Source organism: Levilactobacillus lindianensis, assembly GCF_003946095.1.
Taxonomy (GTDB): Bacteria; Bacillota; Bacilli; order Lactobacillales; family Lactobacillaceae; genus Levilactobacillus; species Levilactobacillus lindianensis.
In genome coordinates this window covers 106,557-126,942 of sequence record NZ_RHOD01000004.1, presented here as the reverse complement: position 1 = coordinate 126,942, position 20,386 = coordinate 106,557, and the positions used below count along the sequence as shown (strand labels likewise).

Below are 20,386 nucleotides of genomic sequence, written 5' to 3'. Positions count from 1 at the left end.
AATACCGCGATGAAGCCGCCTAAGCAATACTAAAAATTATATTATTTCAGCTGTCAACTTGACAGGGACTAGTGCATAATTAGCTTGGTTGAAGCCTTCTTTGTATGTCAAAACAGTTTCAAGGTCAGTGAAAATCTGCAGTTATAAGTTGATTTCTGCGGTAAAGATAGCATGATCAGGGTAGGGTGGAGTGTCTGCTACAAAATATCCCTCGGGAATCATATAGCCATTGATGTAATTTTTCGAATTATTCTGTGCAAATCCCCAATCCAGTTTATTATATTCTGAGGAAGTATTTACAGAAACCCCTTTCGTAACAAGCCAGTCTAGTCGAAAATTTTTAAAGCTTGTTCCATTTGGAGAATATGGAGAATAGTCAGTTTTCAAGTATCCCAGGTCTCTTATCAAATAAATAATATCTTGCCAGTTTATTTTGTATTCAGGGACATAATCAGTTCTGTGAGGGCCAAAATTCCAATCACCAACTATGAACTGACGTTCACAGTCTTTGTTTTGCTCTAACAACCATTTTATTTCTTCCTTTCTACCTCGAAGACCACTAAGGCTTGAATCATCAACTTGTATTCGTACGCCGATGATATCTAGTTTCTGATTATCTTTCAAGGTGCTATGAATCTTTAACCAATTTGGCTGAATTTGGGCAGTTGCGTATGATACATCATATTTAGTAGGCTTTTTAAACTTCGATGATATTAAGCCGACAAAAATTCCTTGACCAGTATTGTAACCAGATGAGTCAGGAACGCTATCATAATATTGAGTAAAATAATTGGAAAGTTGGCTTGTAAGCCAGCGTGCATTATTGTATCCTTTGAACTCGACCAAGACAATGACATCTGGTTTTTTTGCCAAGATTTCAGTTGCAACGTAGGCTGGAATCTTTTTTCCAGATGAGCGTTGATTGATGTTCCATTCTAAGATTTTAAGGGTATCGTAATTTTTCATTTTCGTTCTCCTTTGTGTGAAATATAATATTGAAATTAAAACTCAAACGTAAAATTTATTTAGTTGAGTCATACTTTGGCGAATGTTTAATTGTATACTCATATAATAATATGAAATTTCTTTGTGTGTAAGTACTTTGAAAGCTTTTTCGAGCTCAGTGTCTTTTGTGAAGAAAATTCATTGCTGATGTTTATGGGTATAATTGATTCTAATTAAACTACTTGTCTCTGAAAAATAATGTATAGATTTGAAATTCTTAAAAACATTCCCCCAGAACTGTCTAAGTGGTGTATAACTGAGTTAGAGGTTTGAAAATATATCGGGGGGACTACTGATGGGACAATCTATTGTATTGTACTTTTCGAATACGGGACACACGCAGGCCATAGCGGAAAGAATCGCAGCCACGACGGGTTCAGAACTCGTTGGTATCCAAGCTAAGGTGCCTTATACGCCAGCCGACCTCGATTGGGAAGACCAGACGAGTCGGAGCTATCAAGAGATGCACGCCGGCAAGATTCGACCAGCCATTGAGCCGATTGATTCCGAAAAGATTGCGTCAGCAACGACCGTCTTTTTGGGGTTTCCACTCTGGTGGTCGGCGGTACCACGGCCAATTGACACGTTGTTAGACAATGTGGATCTGACGGGCAAGGATGTTCATCCGTTCTGTACGTCCGGAAGTACGCCGATTGCAGAAGCAATTGTCAAGTTGCGAGAACATTACCCGGATATTCGGTGGCATACGGGGCGTCGGTTCGCAAGTAGCCTGACCCGAGACGAGATTCAAGATTGGGCTATAGAAGAATAGATTTCGATTGGACTTCGGTGTACCTTGCCGAGGTCCTTTTTAACGTCGGAAGCAGTCAATTGACTTAGAGTAACGCTAAGGGTGTATAACTAAGGCGTAGATTAAAAATGGAAGGAAGGCATTAGTAATGGGACAATCAGTTGTGTTGTATTTATCTAACACCGGTCATACGCAGGCCGTCGCGGAGAAGATCGCGGCGACTACTGGGTCCAAATTGATCGCTATTAAGCCGCAACAGGCCTATTCGGCAAGTGATTTAGATTGGACCGACCACGATAGCCGAAGCTATCATGAGATGCATGGTGGTTACGTCCGACCAGCTATCGAACCAGTCGACAGTGTTGCGGTAGGCCAGGCAACTGTAGTTTATCTAGGATTTCCTCTGTGGTGGGCAACCGCACCACGGCCAATCGATACGTTCTTAGATAGTGTGGACCTGTCAGACAAGACGGTTTTGCCATTCTGCACGTCCGATTCTTCAGCGATTGATGAAGCAGTTCACCAACTTCGGGTGGACTATCCTGCTATCAACTGGCGTGATGGGCGGCGGTTCACGAGTGGTGTGACAGCTCAGGAGATTCGGAAGTGGTCCAGCAAGGCTTAATAGAAAATGGTTGGAGCATAGGCTTATTCAATTGGAAGAGGTCTATGTTTTTTCATTAGACCTTTTTAAACGAATTAGGTTTGTCACCGTCATAGAAGGAGATATAAATTAGCCATTCTGTTGACGACGATGAGGAAGTTTGGTACTGTTCAGGTGAGGTGATCGGCGTGGAATTACAAATCAGAATCGCTTATGAGACAGCAGAAATGCTAGAACAACTCAAAGCGATCTACCAAAAACAAAATAATATCAACTTCACTAAGGGAGAGGTCTTGTCGAAGGCGATCATGGCAACTTATGATCAGTGGGGTGAGACCGAGTGGGACAAAGTCCTCAGTCTGCCCGTTAAGGTTGATCAGAGCGATGCGGTCTCAGCCGGCGCATTGCGGCCTAAGTTTCAAATCGCCAATGATATCGAAGCTAAGATTACCGAATTGAAGGAGAACATCCGAGTTGGCGTTGGGGCTAATTTTGTAAAGAATGGGGCCGCCGTCAAGTTTGTCTTGCGATTGGCACTCTACACACTACAGAATGGCCGTGTCGTGTCGGTTGAGTCGGTAATATCTGACACGCTGGATCATTTTGTGGCAGTGGAAGAGAGTGCAGAAACGAAGACGACTTTGCAAAAGTTTGCGGCCGAAGTTGTGAATCAATTAGAACTGAATGATCTACTTTAACGGAACCCAGCAACGGGTTTCTTTTTTTATTATCGCACTCGTCACCTTTAGTTCTCCTTTTAGTTGACAAAAGCAAAGATCGGCGTATATTAGAGAGTGAAAGACGAGGTGAGTGGGCGTTTCGGTTTCTTTGGTGGCTGTTGGGGTCAACGAATCGGAGGTTAAATAATGGCAGTTAATATCATTACCCTTGGTGAGATGCAGAAAACAACGTATGCGCTGAAGCTCTACGAGAACATGGGAGAGTACACCGTGGATTATCTTTTGAATGACGACCATGATGTGGACGAGAAAGTCGAGGACAAAACGGTGGCTTTGCTTCAGGAGTGTAATACTTATGCCAAGGCCAACGGGTTACCCGCACTTTGCGATATCTATGATGTCTTCAGTCTCGAACAGGACGCCGTAATTATTTACCACATGGTGGCGGACCACTTGATTCAGGAAAAACAACAGATTGAAGAATATGAAATTACCATTAAACGGCGACACAACTAAAGCCAATAAAGAGGTACTTGGAGGGTAGTGGGGTAGTGACTCCAGTGAAGATGACTTTATTGAAATAAACCAATCGTTGATGGAAGATAAATGTTAAAAAGAAGTCTTTTTTAAAAGGAGATCGATTATCATCGAAACAAAAAAATCCTTAAGAGACGTATTGAAGTTGCTAGAAAGTGCACCCAAAACAACTCCCGCATCTGAAGAAATATACGATCGGTATGAGGAAGGGCTTCAGGAAAGAAAAAGAATTGAACTGGGGAAGCCAGGAAAACGAGCTTGGTTATCTGATGCAGATAAAAATAATGGTGGAGAGAGAACACAGAGGTTCATCTCCAGAACCAGATCAAGTGTGTGTTACAACGTGGACATAATCTGGATGATCCGTTTGATGATAGGCATATTAAGAATGCTGCATTATTTTTATATATCCGAGAGGTTGTTTATGGTGATGATGTCAGTGATGCCAAGAAAAAGATTGCAGCTTTTTACCAGAAAAATCCGGATAGCATCAATCGCATGAAAGGTATGCATAAACTTTTATAAGAGCCCATAAATCAATACTGGCATTAGGGAAGGACAAGTTGATTGGGTAAATGATGATATTAACTGTCCTTTGATGATCTTTTAAAGCTGTTGGTAACAACCAAGCGGAAGTGGTTGTTGCCAACAGCTTTTCACATCTAAAAAAGATCCACCGTCTCACGTGGCACTAAGGGAGCAAAAGTGTATAATGAGATTATTCTAATAATTTAAGGAGGAAATCATGACAAAATCCACACACTTTTATCAGATGTTCCAACCCAACCATTACGATATCGCGTTAAATATTAACCGCGAAACCAAAGAAATCTCCGGGACGTCCACCATTACCGGTGACGCATTGGAAAATAAAATTTCTGTTCACCAGAAGTTTATGACCATTCAATCGGTAACTGCCGATGGTCAAGCCGTTCCATTTACTTTTGATGACCAGAGTGAAGGCATCCATATCGACCTGGGTAAGACCGGGGAAACGACCGTGGCGATTGCCTTTACCGCCCCCCTGACCGACAGCATGATGGGAATTTACCCTTCATACTACGAGTTAAACGGCGAGAAAAAGCAGATTATCGGGACACAATTTGAAACGACGGCTGCTCGTCAGGCCTTCCCATGTGTCGACGAACCCGAAGCCAAGGCCACTTTTGACCTGGCCATCAGCTTTGACGAACACGAAGGCGAAACGATTATCAGTAACATGCCAGAAGTGAAGACTGAAAATGGCGTCCACATCTTTGACACCACGGTTCGGATGTCCACCTACCTGATTGCCTTTGCCTTTGGGGATCTCCAAAGCAAGTTAACCACCACTAAGAGTGGGGTTCAGGTCGGGGTCTTTGCCACGAAGGCACATCAAGCCAACGAACTCGACTTTGCCTTAGACATTGCCAAGCGTTCGATCGAATTCTACGAAGACTTCTACCAGACGCCATATCCACTGCCACATTCATGGCAACTGGCCTTACCGGACTTCTCAGCCGGTGCCATGGAGAACTGGGGGCTGGTCACTTACCGGGAAGCTTACCTGGTCTTAGACCCTGACAACACGACGCCTGATATGAAGATGTTAGTCGCCACCGTGATCTCCCACGAACTGGCGCACCAATGGTTCGGAGACCTCGTCACCATGAAGTGGTGGGACAACCTATGGCTTAACGAAAGTTTTGCCAACATGATGGAGTACGTCGCGATCGACGCCATTGAACCCGACTGGCATGTCTGGGAGATGTTCCAGACGTCCGATGTTCCTATGGCCCTTCAACGGGATGCAACGGATGGGGTTCAACCCGTCCATGTTCAGGTTGAAGACCCCGCCGAAATTGACGCCATCTTTGACAGTGCCATCGTTTACGCCAAGGGTGCCCGGATGTTAGTCATGGTCCGGACACTGATTGGTGACGACGCCTTACGTAAGGGCTTGAAGGCTTACTTTGCGGCACACCACTACGGCAATGCTACGGGGGATGACCTCTGGGCTGCCTTAGGCGAAGCTTCTGGGATGGATGTCGGTGCCATCATGAACTCTTGGTTGGAGCAGCCTGGTTATCCGGTCGTTTCCGCTAAGGTGGTTGACGGTCAATTGACCTTATCACAGAAACAGTTCTTTATCGGCGAAGGCAAAGAGGTTGGTCGTCAATGGCAAGTGCCATTGAACAGCAACTACGATGCCGCTCCCGTCCTCTTAAAGGACCACGAGGTTGTCGTTGGGGATTACGCCCAATTACACCAAGCCAGTGGTAAGCCATTCCGCTTAAATGTCGGCAACAACTCTCACTTCATCGTGGCTTACGACGACACGTTGCTCCAAGACATCCTGGACCATGTCGATGACTTTGACAGCATTACCCAACATCAAATTCTACAAGACCTCCAGCTCTTAGCCGAGGGCCGTCAGATTTCCTACGGCACCTTAGTGCCATTGTTGACGCGTTTTGCCGATAACCAGTCAACGTTGGTGGCGACGTCACTGTACGCTATTGCCGGCGAGTTGAAGAAATTCGTTACACCAGGATCTGCTGAAGAGACCCAAGTGAAGGCTTACTTCGACCAACTGAGTGCCGGTCAAGTTGCTCGTTTGGGCTGGCGCGATCGCGACTCTGATAGTCTCGATGACCAGTTAATCCGACCAACGGTTCTGAGTGCAGCTCTATATGCTGAAAACCCAGCAGCGGTTGCGGCGGCGCACGACTTATTTACGACTAACAGGGACCACTTGGAGAGCTTACCAGCCTCGACGCGTTTCCTGATTATTCGTAACGAAGTTAAGCATTTCGGTAGTGCTGCCTTAATTGGTGACTTACTGGCAGCCTACCGGGCAACCAGTAATGCCAGCTACAAGTCTGACCTGACCTACGCGGTAACGGCCACGACGGATCCGGAGCAAATTACGCGTTTAGTTGGTATTTTTGAAGATACCGACACCGTGAAGCCTCAAGACTTGCGGTCATGGTTCTATGGTGTTCTGCGCAATGATCGGGGTGAACAGGCGGCCTGGGATTGGATTCGGACCGACTGGCAATGGCTGGAAGACACAGTTGGTGGGGATATGGAATTCAGTACCTTCATCACCTTCATTTCTCGCATCTTCCGGACGCCAGAACGTTTGGCTGAATTCAAGGCTTTCTTTGAACCTAAGATTAATACACCAGGTTTGACGCGTGAAATTCAGATGGATATCAAGGTTATCGAGAGTCGCGTGGACTTGATTGAAGCTGAAAAGGCGTCTGTTGCGACGGCGGTTGCCGAAGCTGTTAAATAATAAACAAAATGAAACGGGAATCCATTAGGGATTCTCGTTTTTTGTGACTGAAAATGACCATTTGAAACGCGACAGTCTATGGTATACTGGGTTTACCAATGTGAGCGAATAACTTTGAAGCAAGTGGGGACCTCCGGCGGAACACCGCGGAGGTCCCTTCGTATTTGACAAAAGGTAAGGAGACCAGCATGACCGAACTGCTAAACTATTTTCAATCGATTCAGATTAAGGGGATGGGATGGATTCTCCTGGTGAGCCTGTTTCTCTTAGGTAATCTACCAATTCTGATCATCGTCTATGTCTACTTGGCAGCAGTGATGATCATGCGGACAGTTCTGGCCCAATTTCCTAAGGGGGCAAAACTAGGACTCATCGGGATTTATGGACTCCTCCTAGCTCTGCAGATCGTCTTTGTCTCGGTTGGTGTCTTTCCGTTACGGGGCCAAACGTTGATGTACTTTCCAGCTAAGGCACTGGGCGTGGTGATGCTGCTCTTCCCACTTTGGGTAGAACGATTCGTGACGACGAACAACCAGACGGCGTTCTATCTGCCGACGGTTGAGGAGTTTGCCACGGTGAGCTTCGATGAAATGCGGCGTGATACCGATAAATTGCGGTCGGTATTGGTGGCAACCACCGATGCCAAGGACAAGGTTTCTGTGGCCCATCTCAAGACGATTTTGGCGGATTTACCACGGCATAGTGCGACCCATTACATCAATCATGGCACCTTGACCGATGACTATTTCGAGGCGGCTACGGCCACTTTAGATGATCAACGGCTCTATTTAGCGGTTTCTAATACTGGGAGTGCCGCCAGTGAGATGATTTCGGTGGTGACGCGAAAGCAGTTTAACCACGTGTCCTTGGCGTTTGATCGGGATCTGGCGACCATCATCAGCTATAACGGGGGTGACAACGTCTATCCGCCGGGAATGAATGCCGAAACGCTGGAGTTCTTTCATCAGAAGGCAGGGGCGTCCATCCTGGTTTATAGCTTACCGGTGACCAGGGCCCAGAAACAATTTGTGATTGATAAGATTGCCGAGATTAACCGCGAGGGGAGCGCCTACAATATGGTCGGTCTCGTCTCCAAACATTCGGCCAAGCCCAACATCATGTTCTGTTCCCAGTTTGTCTATAAAATGCTGAAGTTGGCGGGAGTCGCCTACTTCGATAAGCCTGGTGGCGACGTGCGTCCGACCGATCTTATTGAGCAAGACTACTACAAGAAATTAAAATTTGAATATGAGCTGACCTTTTAGGCTGGCGAGTGGCTCGGGAATTTTCCGATCCTTTTTTGATCCGGTAGGCTGGCATTGGTGCCGGTTCCATTGTAAGACTTGTAGGGAGTTGGCGTTGGCCCCTATACGCCTATGGGCTAAGGTAGTTATACTGACAAGAAAGATTAAATTAGCCGTTAGGAGGCACCACATGACTAAGACTCAGCCATCCATTCCACCCGTTCCGATTAAGTCCCAAGATCTGCCAACGCCACCGCTCGCCTTGACCAATGAGGCCCGGGTGACTTGGGCCATGGAAGCCTTCCGCACGCGTTTACGAGATAATAACTGGTGCCAAGAAAACTAAAAAAGCTCGCTTCCCGAAATGGAAAACGAGCCATGAGGTAGTCTCAATTAGTCATTTAAATTGTAACGAAGCTTCATGTGTTCGGAACCAAAGGTGACCATGTCACCCAATAACTTCGTAGTCCGAGTGAAGGATTCCTGTGACAGCTTTTCATTAGCATCTTTCAACGTGGACTTTACGTCAGCACCATCTTGGATGGCGGCGTCAGTGGCGTGTTGGATTTCACGATAAGCTGACATTGCTTGCAGAGCGTACGTGTTTCGGAAGTCGACATACAGGTCGTAGTCGGTGTCTCCCAATAAGGCAACGGTACAGCTGAGCCAGTACATGTGGTTCATGTTGAAGGTACCATCGGCATCCTTGTAAACAGCGGGTGTATCGTCGACGTTGGCGTAGAACGGTACAACTGTGTTGAAGGTGTTGGCGCCGAAGGCTAACCAGTGAATCCCGGCAATGCTTTCTGGGACGTTGTTCCGGATTTGTAAAATGTGAACGTCATGATTCCGGTTGATTCCGATTGGACGGAAGAGCTTCTTGTCGTCTTCGGAGCCGTGACCATAAACGTCATACTTCGTGTTTTCATAGTGAGAACTCAAGACAAATTTGACGTCTTCGATGGAAATCTTACGGTTAGCATGGCAGATAAATGGTAAGTCTTGGCCTTGTGGGTCTTGTTCGATTTCTGGGTTGAAGTACTTCTGACCGAACCAAGCACGTGGGTTGTTGTAAACCGTATCCTTAGTCGAAGCACTCCCGAAGATGTGACGCAGGTTAACACCCTTAAAGTCAGGATTCAATTGGTATTTGGCGATCAGATCTTCCAGATCGTCAGAAGCCAACGTGTCATCGGCAGCAAAGTCAAAGTCGTCGATGTTCATCCGGTTAGGGGCCACGACGTAAGCGTCGTCAGGAATGCGCTTGGCAGCCCAGTGATGACCACCGATGGTTTCTAACCACCAGATCTCGTCATGATCGGAGAAGGCGATCCCGTTTGGTTCGTAGGTTCCGTAGTCCCTTAGCAGGCTACCCAAACGTTCAACACCTTCGCGGGCGCTATGAATGTATGGCAGAACCAGAGTCACGAGGTCTTCTTCACCAATACCACCGGCAACGTAAGGGTCGATCCCTAAAATACGGGAGTTCGTGGTAATCGTTTCAGTTGCGGACATGGCTACGTTCTCACTGTTGATACCGGCGGCTGGCCAGATACCGTTGGTCAGAATCGAGTTAGGAATAGAGGTGTAACGTAACGGGTTATCGGGTAACTTAACTTCAACCCCACTGATAACCGCCTTGTAATTGGTCGGTTGGTCGCTAGGATTAACAACAACAAAGCGTTCAGGATCAAGCGCCTCGTGACCGTCATCGTTCCGTGAAATGATAGTGGAACCATCTAGTGAAGCTTTTTTACCGACTAAGATCGTTGTACATGAGCCTTTTATTCTTTTTTCCATGAATGCAGCACTCCTTTTGATCAACATTATAGCATTGATAACTAGGGGAATTGAAGGGGTTCCTCATTTTTCTTTAATGATCGACTGGTGAGCCAGCAAGTGTTGGAGATCGGCGATAATAGCCTGATTTTCCATCAGAGCCAACTGGCCTTCAGCGGTTGATAGTTGCTGCTGGGCAGTCAGCTGTTGAATGGCTTGGCTGACTGGCGCTTGGGCCTGGCGACCCTGATCGGTTAGGTGAATGATCAGCTGGCGCCGATCGGTGGCAACGGGGCGCCGTTGAATCCAACCGCGTTGTTCCATCCGGCGTAAGAGGGGCGTCAGGGTATTGCTTCCAAAGTCGAGCTGATTGCCTAAGGTGTGGAGCGGCTGATGATCAGCCTCCCACAACATGCGAAGAACCAGGTATTGCGGGTACGTCAGTGCGAATGGCTGGAGGGCTTGTTGATAGAGCTTGATGTAGAGACGACTGGCGCGATAGAGCGCAAAACAAAGTTGATTGGCCAACGACTGATCGGACACGTTCATACCTGATTCCTCCTAATATTCTGTCATTTGGTTGTACACAATTTAGTTTACTATAGGCGAATTGATCTTAGCTGTCAACCATTTTTGCCGTTTACCGAATAAATTCATTAGTTGTCAGGTCGACCAATTGCCAGTAAAATGGGACCAGTGACTAAAAGGAGTAAGCATTGATGGACTTAACGGCTGCACAAAAAATTTTAAAAACGACCTTCGGGTACGACACCTTCCGGCCAGGACAACGGGCCGTGATTGAACATGTCCTTTCAGGTGAGAGTAGTCTGGCAATCATGCCCACTGGTGGCGGTAAGTCGCTTTGCTATCAGATTCCGGCGTTGCTCTTCAATGGGATTACCGTTGTTGTGTCCCCTTTAATCTCGCTGATGAAGGATCAAGTGGATGCCTTAAATGATAGCGGCGTACCGGCGACCTTTATTAACAGTTCGCTGGAGTGGCCGGAGATTCAAGATCGGCTGGCGGCACTTCATCGGGGAGATTACAAGCTACTTTACGTGGCACCTGAACGACTCGACTCTGCCGCTTTCTTGGCAGCACTGGGACAGTTGCCTGTTGATTTATTAGCGGTGGATGAGGCGCACTGTATTTCACAGTGGGGCCATGACTTTCGGCCCAGTTATTTAGCGCTGAGTACCGCCATCGAGCAGCTACCGACGCAACCACAGGTTCTCGCTCTCACGGCGACAGCCACGACACAGGTGGCAGCAGACATCTGTCAGCAACTCAAGATCGATCCCCAAAATGAGGTCAATACTGGTTTTGCTCGGGACAACCTGGATCTGACCGTGGTTAAAGACCAAGATACCGATCGCTACATTTTAGATTATCTGAAAGTAAATGAAGGGGAAACAGGGATCATCTATGCTAGTACCCGTAAAGAAGTGACGCGGCTGACGGCAATGCTCGGACGGCACCATATCAAGGCCGCTGCTTATCACGCTGGCCTTGATGATGACACCCGTCGCCAGAATCAAGAGGACTTTCTCTATGACCGGATTCAGGTGATGGTCGCCACCAATGCCTTTGGAATGGGGATCGACAAGAGTAACGTGCGCTTCGTGATCCATGCCCAGGTTCCTGGCACGCTGGAGGCGTACTACCAAGAGGCCGGCCGGGCCGGTCGGGATGGGTTGCCTAGTGAAGCAATCCTCCTTTTTCGGACGCAGGACTTGCAGATTCAACACTTTTTCATCGACCAATCCGAACGAGACGATGATCACAAGCAACGGGAGTATCAGAAGCTCCAGGTGATGAGCCAGTATGCCAATACCGAGGACTGTCTCCAACAGTTCATCCTGGCCTACTTTGGGGAGAAGTCCGAACCGTGTGGTCGTTGTAGTAACTGTCGTGATGACCGCAAGCAACAGGACATCACCCTAGACGCTCAGAAGGTCCTGTCCTGCGTGATGCGACTTCGCTCACGTTATGGCAAGAGCATTGTGGCTCAGGTGCTCACAGGCTCAAATAATCAGCGCATTCGCGAGAATCATCTGGAAGACGTGAAAACCTATGGCATCATGGCCTCACAACGGCAGAAGTCGGTCAGTGAGTTGATCGACTTCTTGACCGCAACGGGCTACCTCAATGCCGTGGGCGGTCAGTATCCAACGCTTCAGGTGACCGAGGCGGGTGCGGATGTCTTGCGCGGTGAGACCCAGGTCTATCGTAAGATGGCACGTCAGGCTAAGCGATTGGCACCCGTGGATGACGAACTCTTCCAGCGGTTGCGTGGTTTGCGGCATACGCTGGCTGAGCAGCAACACGTACCACCATTTGTTATTTTTTCGGATAAGGCGTTGCGGGCCATGTGTGCGGACCAACCCCAGACGGACGAGGCTTTTCTCGCGGTCAAGGGTGTGGGGCAAAGCAAGTTAGCCAAGTATGGTGAACAATTTATGAATGAGATTCGGGGATTCCTAGCAGTTAAGGACGCTTAATCACAGCTGCCAATAATGAATCTCGAGGACGGCTAGAACTAGGTTTCGGCCGCCCTTTTTGTTACCGTTAGATGGAGGCACATATGGCGGTGATTCATAAGTCAATTTACTTTGACGGTAAACTAAATTGTGGTACGCTGTTTTAGCTGTGTTGCTAGGGATTAGTGAGGAGGTCCAAGATGACTAATTCGGATTTTATTGAGATTGTTAATGACCGGGAGAACAACTTGCAGAATGTGAGTTTGAAGATTCCCAAGAATCAACTGACCGTCTTTACCGGGGTGTCGGGCTCTGGTAAGTCATCGATTATCTTCGAGACGATTGCTCAAGAGGCTGGTCGTCAGCTCAACAGTACATATGACAGCTTTACGCGGCTGTACCTACCGCATTACCACCGACCGGATGTGGATGCGGTCCACAACTTATCACCGGCCATCGTGATTGATCAGAAACCACTTGGTGGTAATGCTCGGTCCACTTTGGGAACGGTTAGTGACATCAGTGCACTATTTCGTATTCTGTTTTCACGTTTTGGCCGCCCCCAGTATGGAGCAGGGAGTAATGCCTTCTCTTTCAATGATCCAGCGGGGATGTGTCCCGACTGTGAGGGGATTGGCAGGACTTATCGTATCGATGAATCGGCAATCTTGGATGATTCACTTTCACTTGCCGAAGGAGCCATTCAATTACCAGGATATGGGCCCAAGGGGTTTCAGTTTCAAGCGTTAAAGGCTACCGGTTGGTTTGATTTGGATCTACCAGTGGCGGACTACTCCGTAGAGACGAGAGAACGGCTCTTAAATGGTGAATGTCCAGTTACGGTTGCCTTTAAGGAGACCATCTTCAATGTGAACTTTGAAGGTTTGGTTCGTCAATTTACGCGGCAGAACTTGAAAAACGGTAAAGGTAATACCGATGCGGCTCGCAAGAAAATTGAGAAGTTTGCGACGATGCAACCTTGCCCAACCTGTGATGGTAAGCGGTTTAACCCGTCAGTGTTGGCCGCAAAAATTAACGGCTATAACATTTATGATCTCACAGCGCTACAGCTCGACGACCTGTTAAAGGTGCTGGACACCTTTGATGAGGCGCCGATGGCCGGACTGATTGCTGGTATTCGCGAGCGAGTCCAAGGACTGGTCGATGTGGGCTTAGATTATTTAAGCCTGACCAGAGAAACGACCACTTTATCTGGTGGCGAGTCGCAACGGGTGAAGACCGTGAAGTATCTGGCAAATAGTCTGACGGGGATGCTCTACATTTTGGACGAACCCAGTACGGGCCTCCATCCAAGAGATGTTCACCGTCTAAATGACCTATTATGCCGGCTGCGAGATAAGGGCAATACGGTTCTCGTGGTCGAACACGATCCGGATGTGATTCAGGTAGCGGACTATGTCGTTGACATGGGACCAGGGGCCGGAATTCACGGGGGTCAAGTGATGTTCACGGGAACCTATGACGCTTTACGTGACTCAGACACCCTGACAGCCCAGTATCTTAACCGGCATTTATCGATTAATGCGACTCCTCGACAACCGCAAGACTTTCTAGTGAGTCAACCCAGCACGCGACATAATTTGAAAAATGCGGCTTTGAAGATTCCCAAGGGGCTCTTCAGCGTCATCACCGGGGTGGCCGGTTCTGGTAAGAGTACTTTGGTCGAACAGGTCTTTGCGCAAGAACATCCCGAAGCTATTCAGATTACGCAACGGCCCCTACATGCCAATAGTCGGTCGAACCCAGCCACTTACATGGGCGTGCTCAACGATATTCGTGAGCAGTTGGCCACGGCTAATGGTGTCAGTGACAGTTTGTTCAGTGCCAATTCGGCGGGGGCTTGTCCCAAGTGTCAGGGGAAAGGAACCCTTGAACTGAATCTTTCCTTTATGGAAAACGCCACGATTGAATGTCCAGTCTGTCATGGCGGGCGGTTCGATCCCCAGGTGTTACAATACCAACTTCGGGGGAAGAATATTCAAGAAATCATGGCCATGACCGTCGAAGAAGCTGGTAACTTCTTTGCCGAAACGAAAGTGGCGAAGAAACTGGCCCACTTACAAGAGGTCGGTTTGGACTACCTGGCCCTAGGTCAACCCCTCAGCACACTGTCTGGCGGGGAAGGTCAACGACTGAAAATTGCCAAAGAATTGAATAAGAAGGGGAATCTTTATATCCTAGATGAGCCAACCACGGGCCTCCATGCGGCCGATATTAAAGTTGTTATCGGGATTATTAATCGTCTGGTCGATCGTGGTAATACGGTGATTGTTATCGAGCACAATTTAGATGTGATGCGCAGTGCCGACTGGCTGATTGATATTGGTCCAGATGGTGGGTCTAAGGGTGGCGAGATTTTATATAGTGGACCGGTAGCGGGCGTTACCGCTGTTGAACGCTCGGTCACGGGGCAGTATTTGAAATAAGTGAAGAGATGAAAAAGGTCCCAACGCAACGACGGTCAGTCATTGTGTTGAGACCTTTAGTGGATCAAAGCTTAGATGCAGAGCCAACCGCCCATGCCAACTAGGGCAACGGCGATGATGGAGAAGATGGCCAAGAGTACTGTGGCATCGTGGTCTTTCTTCATGGCTGGATAGAGTTTGATCGCGATAAAAATCAAGAGTATTACGCCGGTAATTAAAATCAGCGTCCCCGTAAGACTATTGTGTGACATCATCATGGTGTCCACACCCCCTTATTGCTCCTATTATACTCATTTTAGGTTAAGAGGTGGTAAATAATTCCCGGGGATAATGGGGCTATGTTAAAATGAAACCTAATGAGAAGTCAGACAAAGGTGAGGGGTGACAGGAATGATTGATAAACCAGAACTAAGCGCCAATGCCCTGTGGCTAGCACCCCAGGAGGCGGGAGTCATTCGCATCGGTTTTGCGGATGATGGCCGCGAACTTCTAGGACCAGTTACACGGATGACGTGGTTGGTTAAGTCGGGTAACTTAGAACTTGGGACACCATTCATGACGGTCGAGGGTGCTAAGGATAGTCTTGTGCTCCGGGCACCTTTCGCCGGGCGAATCGTTCGGATTAACCACGAATTGGGAGATCATCTCGAGTGGCTTGATCATCGTAACGATGAACGCGATTGGCTGTTAGACATTGTCGATGACTAGGTAGGGGGCAAACAAACGATGGAACTTTCTTGGCGGGTGCAGGCACCCGTATCGAGCATGAAGAAGTTTTTGAATCAACAAGGCCTCAGTCACCGTGTCTACAGTGACTTGAAGGCGCAGGGAATTATTCGCGTTAACGGTGAACAGACGAGTCCAGCTGTTGACCTCCTGGTCGGGGATACGGTTCAGGTGGACTTGCCAGCTGAAGTGGCTGATGATAGCGTGGCTACTAGCGATGTTCCTATCGACGTCATCTTTGAGAATCGCGATTGGCTCCTGGTGGATAAACCAGCGGGTCTCAACGTGGTTCCCGGTCCAGCCAATCGAACAGATACCTTGGTGAATCGGATCAAGGGACACTGGCAAGCGATTGCTGCCGAGAATCAAGTCCCACATATTTTGACGCGGCTGGACCGTTTCACAAGTGGGGTGGTCTGGGTAGCCCGGCATCGGCTAGCCAATAGTCTGGCAAGTCAGATGCAGGCCGACAAACGACTTCAGAAGCGCTACTTTGCCCTTGTGAGTGGCCAAGTCAGAGACGACCATGGCACAATTGATGCGCCACTAGCTAGCGATCCCGGTGGCTTTAACCAGATGGTATCACCGGATGGTAAGCCGGCCTTAACCGAGTACTGGGTCCGTGAGCGCTTTGCTTCCGCCACGCTGGTTGAGGTGCAATTACATACAGGGCGGACCCATCAGATTCGCGCCCACTTTGCCGCGATTGGTCACCCGTTAATTGGGGATGACCTGTACGATGGTCCAGCCAATCCCGCCATTGATCGACAGGCCTTACACGCCCGGCTATTGGCTTTTACCGATCCCTTTAGCGGAGAACTTCGCAAGTTTGTTAGCCCATTTCCAACGGATTGGCAAGCGTTAGTGACGGCACTAAGGAGTGAGTCAAAATGACAAATGACAATCAAGTGACCTGCCTCGTCGATGGGGAACCGGTCTCGCTAGAAACGAGTCTCCAATTGGCAGAGCTCGATGTTGGCCTGCGAAATCGGGTCAAACGTGAATTTCCTCAGTCCCAGCCGGGAGACTATATTTGTGGACATCATCTACTCAAGTATCGGTTGGAACATGTCGATGCCATGATTAATGCCGATCTCAAGCAGACTAAAAAAATTAATAACAAGCTAACCAAAGCTTTACAGAGCGATGACTACGATATTGTCGATGTAAATGAAACGTTGACGGAAAGCTTGACCTTTGGGCAAAAAGTTTCAGATGACGTGGCCCACTTTGGTGGGTCTTGGGGATTCATCTTCGCCTTTATGTTTGTGCTATTGGCCTGGATGATTGTCAACGGACTCCATTTATTTGGCATCAACTTTGACAACTACCCCTTCATTCTGTTAAATTTAGTGCTTAGTTGTGTGGCGGCCATTCAAGCCCCCATCATCATGATGAGTCAAAACCGGTCGGCTGATCGGGACCGCATGATGGCTGAAAACGACTATCACGTAAATTTGAAGTCGGAACATGAACTCCGGTTACTCCATGCGAAGGTGGACCATCTGGCTCAGAACCAGGTGCCACATACCATGGAGATTGCCCGGTTTCAATTAGAAATTCTTGGTGAGATTCGCCAAGAATTAGGTGAGTTACGAACCCAGGAACACGGGAGTTCGACCACCACACGAAGGGAGTCGCCCCATGAAGACGTGGATCACAGCTAGTGCATTATTTGTTGTTGGCTTGTTCTTTGGTCAACGCGTGGCCGTCAAGCTGGCCCGCTAATGCGGCTTTATTAGGTCTAAAATAAAAGTCCGCCGTTCCACCGGTTGTGCAATCGGGGATGGGGGACCTTTATGACTGATGGTCACTTTTTATTAACGATCCTCATAGATTATTTAAGGAGTTGTAACAGATGAAGGATAATATTCAACTCGGCGATGCCGAATTTGGCCAGATGATGTTGGTTCTCAAGGAACCGGTCACGCAGGCTAATCATAAGGAGTTCAAGTTTCTTGACGGTGAGATGCAGGAGATTGCCCCGAATATCTGGGCAATGCCCGCCTATATGACTGCTGATGATGACTTTACGATGTTCTTCCTGACGACACAGATCGAATCAGGAGAGACGGTGGTGGCTTTCGCTACTGACGATGCTAGCAATGGTGACTTCCGGCTAAGTGATCCGTTGATCACGGGTGAAGGTTTGAACCTTCTTCACCAGCAACAGCCAGACCGGGCTAAACGCGTTCTGAAGTTCTTGAACGATATTTCGAAGGCCAGTGAAGGAAACTGGCGGATGGTCACCGACTAACTGACTTGTTGGCTTAAGAGCTTAACGGGCAAAGCGATAACGCTTGACACGCCGGCATTTCAACCAGTATACTAATAAAAATTTAGTTCCTTTAACAACGTCCCGTGAGGCGGTGAAGGGTTCGATTCCTGGCGATAAGTTGCCGGGCTAATTGGCGAACGCGCTTCCTCACGGAATGTGTCCGCTATTTTTTTATAATTTGACTGGAGGGTCAGGAACATGCCAACACAGCGTTATCGCAACCCGGACGCCCTGATTGATATTTGGGAGCGCCCCAGCTGGGGTCAGTGGTTCGGCTTATCGTTACAGCATTTATTTTCCATGTTCGGGTCAACCGTCTTGGTGCCTATTCTGGTGGGGTTGAATCCTGGGATTGCACTTTTTAGTTCCGGGGTCGGTACCTTGATGTACATTTTAATTACTCGGGGAAAGATTCCGGCGTATATGGGGTCGAGTTTTTCGTTTATTGTGCCCATGATTGCGTTAATGAAGACGACTGGTTATCCGGGTATTGCCCAAGGGACAATGGCCGTCGGACTGGTTTACCTGATCGTAGCGCTGCTCGTGGCGCTCATCGGATCGGACTGGATTAATCGGGCCTTGCCACCCATCGTGGTCGGGCCGATGGTGATGGTTATTGGACTTTCTTTGGCGGGAAGCGCTGCTCAGAAGGCGACGGTTGATAGTCAGGGAACCTATCACTGGCAGTTCTTCGCGGTGGCAATGGCCACGCTACTCCTGACGGTGGGATTCAACCTCTACCTGAAAGGGTTTCTAGCGTTGGTTCCAATTCTGGTGGGTTACCTCATTGCGGTGATGGCCGGTCTGGTTAACTTTCAACCGGTTCTGGATGCCGCTTGGTTCCAATTACCCAAATTTGAGCTTCCCGGAGTCAGTTACCCGCTACATTTCTATTGGGGCGCAGTGCTGAGTCTGGCACCGATTGCCTTCGTCACTATGACGGAACACATCGGGCACATTACGGTATTAAATGAATTGACGCATCGGGACTTCTTCAAGGACCCTGGTCTGCATCACACGCTCGCTGGAGATGGCCTGGCTTCGATTGTGGCCAGTCTGGTCGGTGGGCCTCCCGTGACTTCCTACGGGGAAAATGTGGGTGTCCTCGCTATCACTCGGGTGCACAGCGTCTACGTGCTGATTGGGGCGGCGACGTTTGCCATTATCTTCAGTTTCGTTGGTAAGCTGAGTGCCTTGATCGAGAGCATTCCGAACCCAGTCATTGGGGGAATCAGTTTTCTCCTGTTTGGGGTGATTGCCTCGAGTGGTCTGCGGATCTTGATTGAAAAGCATGTCGATTTTAATAAAAAGCGTAATCTCATGATTGCCTCGGCAATTTTGGTAATTGGCATTGGGAACGCCTACCTAAAGGTTGGTCAGTACGAATTCTCTGGCCTAGCTGTTGCGGCAGTCTTGGGAATTGTGCTCAATCTAGTGTTGCCTAAAGACGTTTAAATAGAAAAAGGGAGTCGGTGTAATTTCCGACTCCCTTTATTAGTTATTAGAGGCCAAAGTAGCGCAAGCAAGCCATCGCGGCAATGCCGACCACCACCACGGCTAAGAGACTTTTGGTGAGGATGCCAGCAATGGTAGCAGGGATGGCGGCCCAGAGATTTTCCCAGTTCACCGTGGCCAGGTGCCCAGGATGGGCGATAAAGAGGCCCTGACAGGTAAGTGCAGTCATGATCGTAATCGGGACGAAAGTGAGGAAACTCAGAAGCCATTCAGGCATTTGGAGCTGTTTAACGAAGACGAATGGGAGAACCCGGGACAAGAGTGTCACCGCGGCGCAACCAAGAATGATCCAGAGTTCTGTTAACGACATTTCTTCATCTCCATTCCAAAGAGACAGCCGGCCGCAGTGGCGACGAGGAGGGCCATGTTTTCACTAATCAAGCCAATCGCAAAGTAGTAAATGAGGGCAACAAAGGCCATGACCAACAACTGTAGGCGAACTCCCAGCTTACGATCACTGATGAGTTGAAGATAAACCAGACCAATAAACATGGCCGTGAGGGCAAAGTCGAACCCAAATTGATCAGGGTTCTTAATCAGGCCCCCTAAGTAGGCTCCCACCAGAGTTGCAACCCCCCAGACCAGGTAGGCAATGAGGTTGGCCGCAGACTGCCAGGCAAAGCTGAGTTTACCCGCCGTGTGGTTCTGTTTGTTCATCGCCAGAGCAAAGGTTTCATCGGTTACCAGTGACCCCAAGAGAATATTACGGGTCAGTGATTCGTGCCGAAAATACTGAGCCAAGCTAGTACTCATGAGAATCATCCGGGAGTTAACGAGAAAGGTGGATAGGATGATCGAGGTAATGGGGTCCTGAGCCAGTAACATGCTGGTAATGATGAATTGAGCGGACCCGGCATACACGATAAAGGAAAGTCCGGCGACCATCCAAAGTCCTAAATGACTGGTGTGAGCCACGATGCCAAAGGCTAAGCCCACGCCGATGTACCCGAAGACAGTGGGGAGGACGTCCTTGATGCCACTTCTGAAAGTTAATGAAGAATCCATCCAAACACGTTCCTTTCGTCATTAAAAATAAGTTGATTTCTCTATTTTAGCGCTA

Annotated in this window: 21 protein-coding genes; 15 read left to right on the top strand and 6 right to left on the bottom strand. The window is 48.4% G+C overall.

Annotation, left to right across the window (positions count from 1 at the left end; all coding sequences use genetic code 11):
- Nucleotides 1–141: 141 nt before the first annotated feature.
- Nucleotides 142–966 (bottom strand): endonuclease/exonuclease/phosphatase family protein, encoded by an 825-nt coding sequence (locus EKM70_RS02730; protein ID WP_125545007.1) that lies wholly within the window; start codon nucleotides 964–966, stop codon nucleotides 142–144.
- Nucleotides 967–1,300: 334 nt separating this feature from the next.
- On the opposite strand from EKM70_RS02730, the gene EKM70_RS02725 reads away from it, so the two are divergent.
- The 8 genes from EKM70_RS02725 (at nucleotide 1,301) to EKM70_RS11340 (ending at nucleotide 8,447) form a co-directional block, all read left to right on the top strand.
- Nucleotides 1,301–1,777: a flavodoxin gene (locus EKM70_RS02725; RefSeq protein WP_125545005.1), complete on the top strand. Its 477-nt coding sequence runs from the start codon at nucleotides 1,301–1,303 to the stop codon at nucleotides 1,775–1,777.
- A gap of 127 nt (nucleotides 1,778–1,904) precedes the next feature.
- Nucleotides 1,905–2,381 (top strand): flavodoxin, encoded by a 477-nt coding sequence (locus tag EKM70_RS02720; RefSeq protein ID WP_125545003.1) that lies wholly within the window; start codon nucleotides 1,905–1,907, stop codon nucleotides 2,379–2,381.
- A gap of 167 nt (nucleotides 2,382–2,548) precedes the next feature.
- A complete protein-coding gene (locus EKM70_RS02715; RefSeq protein WP_125545001.1) occupies nucleotides 2,549–3,058 on the top strand; it encodes a hypothetical protein in 510 nt (169 codons plus the stop codon).
- Between the two features lie 168 nt (nucleotides 3,059–3,226).
- On the top strand, nucleotides 3,227–3,556 hold the full coding sequence (locus EKM70_RS02710; RefSeq protein ID WP_125544999.1) for a hypothetical protein: 330 nt from the start codon (nucleotides 3,227–3,229) through the stop codon (nucleotides 3,554–3,556).
- 354 nt (nucleotides 3,557–3,910) lie between these two features.
- Nucleotides 3,911–4,102, top strand: coding sequence for a hypothetical protein (locus EKM70_RS02705; protein ID WP_125544997.1), 192 nt, complete (start codon nucleotides 3,911–3,913; stop codon nucleotides 4,100–4,102).
- 220 nt (nucleotides 4,103–4,322) lie between these two features.
- Nucleotides 4,323–6,857 (top strand): M1 family metallopeptidase, encoded by a 2,535-nt coding sequence (locus EKM70_RS02700; protein WP_125544995.1) that lies wholly within the window; start codon nucleotides 4,323–4,325, stop codon nucleotides 6,855–6,857.
- A 188-nt stretch (nucleotides 6,858–7,045) separates the two neighbouring features.
- The gene (locus tag EKM70_RS02695; RefSeq protein WP_125544994.1) at nucleotides 7,046–8,122 is read left to right on the top strand and encodes a hypothetical protein; all 1,077 of its coding nucleotides are present in this window, start codon (nucleotides 7,046–7,048) and stop codon (nucleotides 8,120–8,122) included.
- A gap of 169 nt (nucleotides 8,123–8,291) precedes the next feature.
- Entirely contained in the window at nucleotides 8,292–8,447 is a 156-nt protein-coding gene (locus tag EKM70_RS11340; RefSeq protein WP_157054407.1) for a hypothetical protein, read from the top strand.
- A gap of 47 nt (nucleotides 8,448–8,494) precedes the next feature.
- On the opposite strand, the gene EKM70_RS02690 is transcribed toward EKM70_RS11340, so the two are convergent.
- Together EKM70_RS02690 and EKM70_RS02685 are read right to left on the bottom strand one after the other, a co-directional pair.
- Nucleotides 8,495–9,901 carry a C69 family dipeptidase gene (locus EKM70_RS02690; protein ID WP_125544992.1) on the bottom strand — a complete coding sequence of 469 codons (1,407 nt, stop codon included), beginning with the start codon at nucleotides 9,899–9,901 and terminating at the stop codon, nucleotides 8,495–8,497.
- Nucleotides 9,902–9,964: 63 nt separating this feature from the next.
- Nucleotides 9,965–10,429, bottom strand: a complete 465-nt coding sequence (locus tag EKM70_RS02685; protein WP_125544990.1) for a MarR family winged helix-turn-helix transcriptional regulator — start codon at nucleotides 10,427–10,429, stop codon at nucleotides 9,965–9,967.
- A 170-nt stretch (nucleotides 10,430–10,599) separates the two neighbouring features.
- Here EKM70_RS02685 and recQ point away from each other — a divergent pair, with 170 nt between their 5' ends.
- Both recQ and EKM70_RS02675 read left to right on the top strand, forming a co-directional pair.
- The gene (recQ, locus tag EKM70_RS02680; protein WP_164506306.1) at nucleotides 10,600–12,381 is read left to right on the top strand and encodes a DNA helicase RecQ; all 1,782 of its coding nucleotides are present in this window, start codon (nucleotides 10,600–10,602) and stop codon (nucleotides 12,379–12,381) included.
- Between the two features lie 179 nt (nucleotides 12,382–12,560).
- Nucleotides 12,561–14,807, top strand: coding sequence for an ATP-binding cassette domain-containing protein (locus EKM70_RS02675; protein ID WP_125544986.1), 2,247 nt, complete (start codon nucleotides 12,561–12,563; stop codon nucleotides 14,805–14,807).
- Nucleotides 14,808–14,878: 71 nt separating this feature from the next.
- On the opposite strand, the gene EKM70_RS02670 is transcribed toward EKM70_RS02675, so the two are convergent.
- Nucleotides 14,879–15,064, bottom strand: coding sequence for a hypothetical protein (locus EKM70_RS02670; protein ID WP_125544984.1), 186 nt, complete (start codon nucleotides 15,062–15,064; stop codon nucleotides 14,879–14,881).
- Nucleotides 15,065–15,197: 133 nt separating this feature from the next.
- Between EKM70_RS02670 and EKM70_RS02665 the strand changes: the two genes are divergently transcribed.
- The 5 genes from EKM70_RS02665 to EKM70_RS02645 all read left to right on the top strand — a co-directional run bounded on the left by EKM70_RS02665 (nucleotide 15,198) and on the right by EKM70_RS02645 (nucleotide 19,266).
- A complete protein-coding gene (locus tag EKM70_RS02665; protein WP_125544982.1) occupies nucleotides 15,198–15,515 on the top strand; it encodes a glycine cleavage system H protein (lipoate-binding) in 318 nt (105 codons plus the stop codon).
- Nucleotides 15,516–15,533: 18 nt separating this feature from the next.
- Complete coding sequence (locus tag EKM70_RS02660) at nucleotides 15,534–16,427, top strand: RluA family pseudouridine synthase (RefSeq protein ID WP_125544980.1); 894 nt, start codon at nucleotides 15,534–15,536, stop codon at nucleotides 16,425–16,427.
- Nucleotides 16,424–17,200, top strand: coding sequence for a DUF1003 domain-containing protein (locus EKM70_RS02655; protein WP_125544978.1), 777 nt, complete (start codon nucleotides 16,424–16,426; stop codon nucleotides 17,198–17,200). The genes EKM70_RS02660 and EKM70_RS02655 overlap by 4 nt, the downstream gene beginning before the upstream one ends.
- A 191-nt stretch (nucleotides 17,201–17,391) precedes the next feature.
- Nucleotides 17,392–17,790, top strand: coding sequence for a hypothetical protein (locus tag EKM70_RS02650; protein WP_125544976.1), 399 nt, complete (start codon nucleotides 17,392–17,394; stop codon nucleotides 17,788–17,790).
- 219 nt (nucleotides 17,791–18,009) lie between these two features.
- On the top strand, nucleotides 18,010–19,266 hold the full coding sequence (locus EKM70_RS02645; RefSeq protein ID WP_125544974.1) for a uracil-xanthine permease family protein: 1,257 nt from the start codon (nucleotides 18,010–18,012) through the stop codon (nucleotides 19,264–19,266).
- A 46-nt stretch (nucleotides 19,267–19,312) separates the two neighbouring features.
- On the opposite strand, the gene EKM70_RS02640 is transcribed toward EKM70_RS02645, so the two are convergent.
- Both EKM70_RS02640 and EKM70_RS02635 read right to left on the bottom strand, forming a co-directional pair.
- Nucleotides 19,313–19,636, bottom strand: coding sequence for an AzlD domain-containing protein (locus EKM70_RS02640; RefSeq protein ID WP_125544972.1), 324 nt, complete (start codon nucleotides 19,634–19,636; stop codon nucleotides 19,313–19,315).
- Complete coding sequence (locus EKM70_RS02635; RefSeq protein WP_125544970.1) at nucleotides 19,627–20,331, bottom strand: AzlC family ABC transporter permease; 705 nt, start codon at nucleotides 20,329–20,331, stop codon at nucleotides 19,627–19,629. Before EKM70_RS02635 ends, EKM70_RS02640 begins: the two co-directional genes overlap by 10 nt.
- Nucleotides 20,332–20,386: the final 55 nt, after the last annotated feature.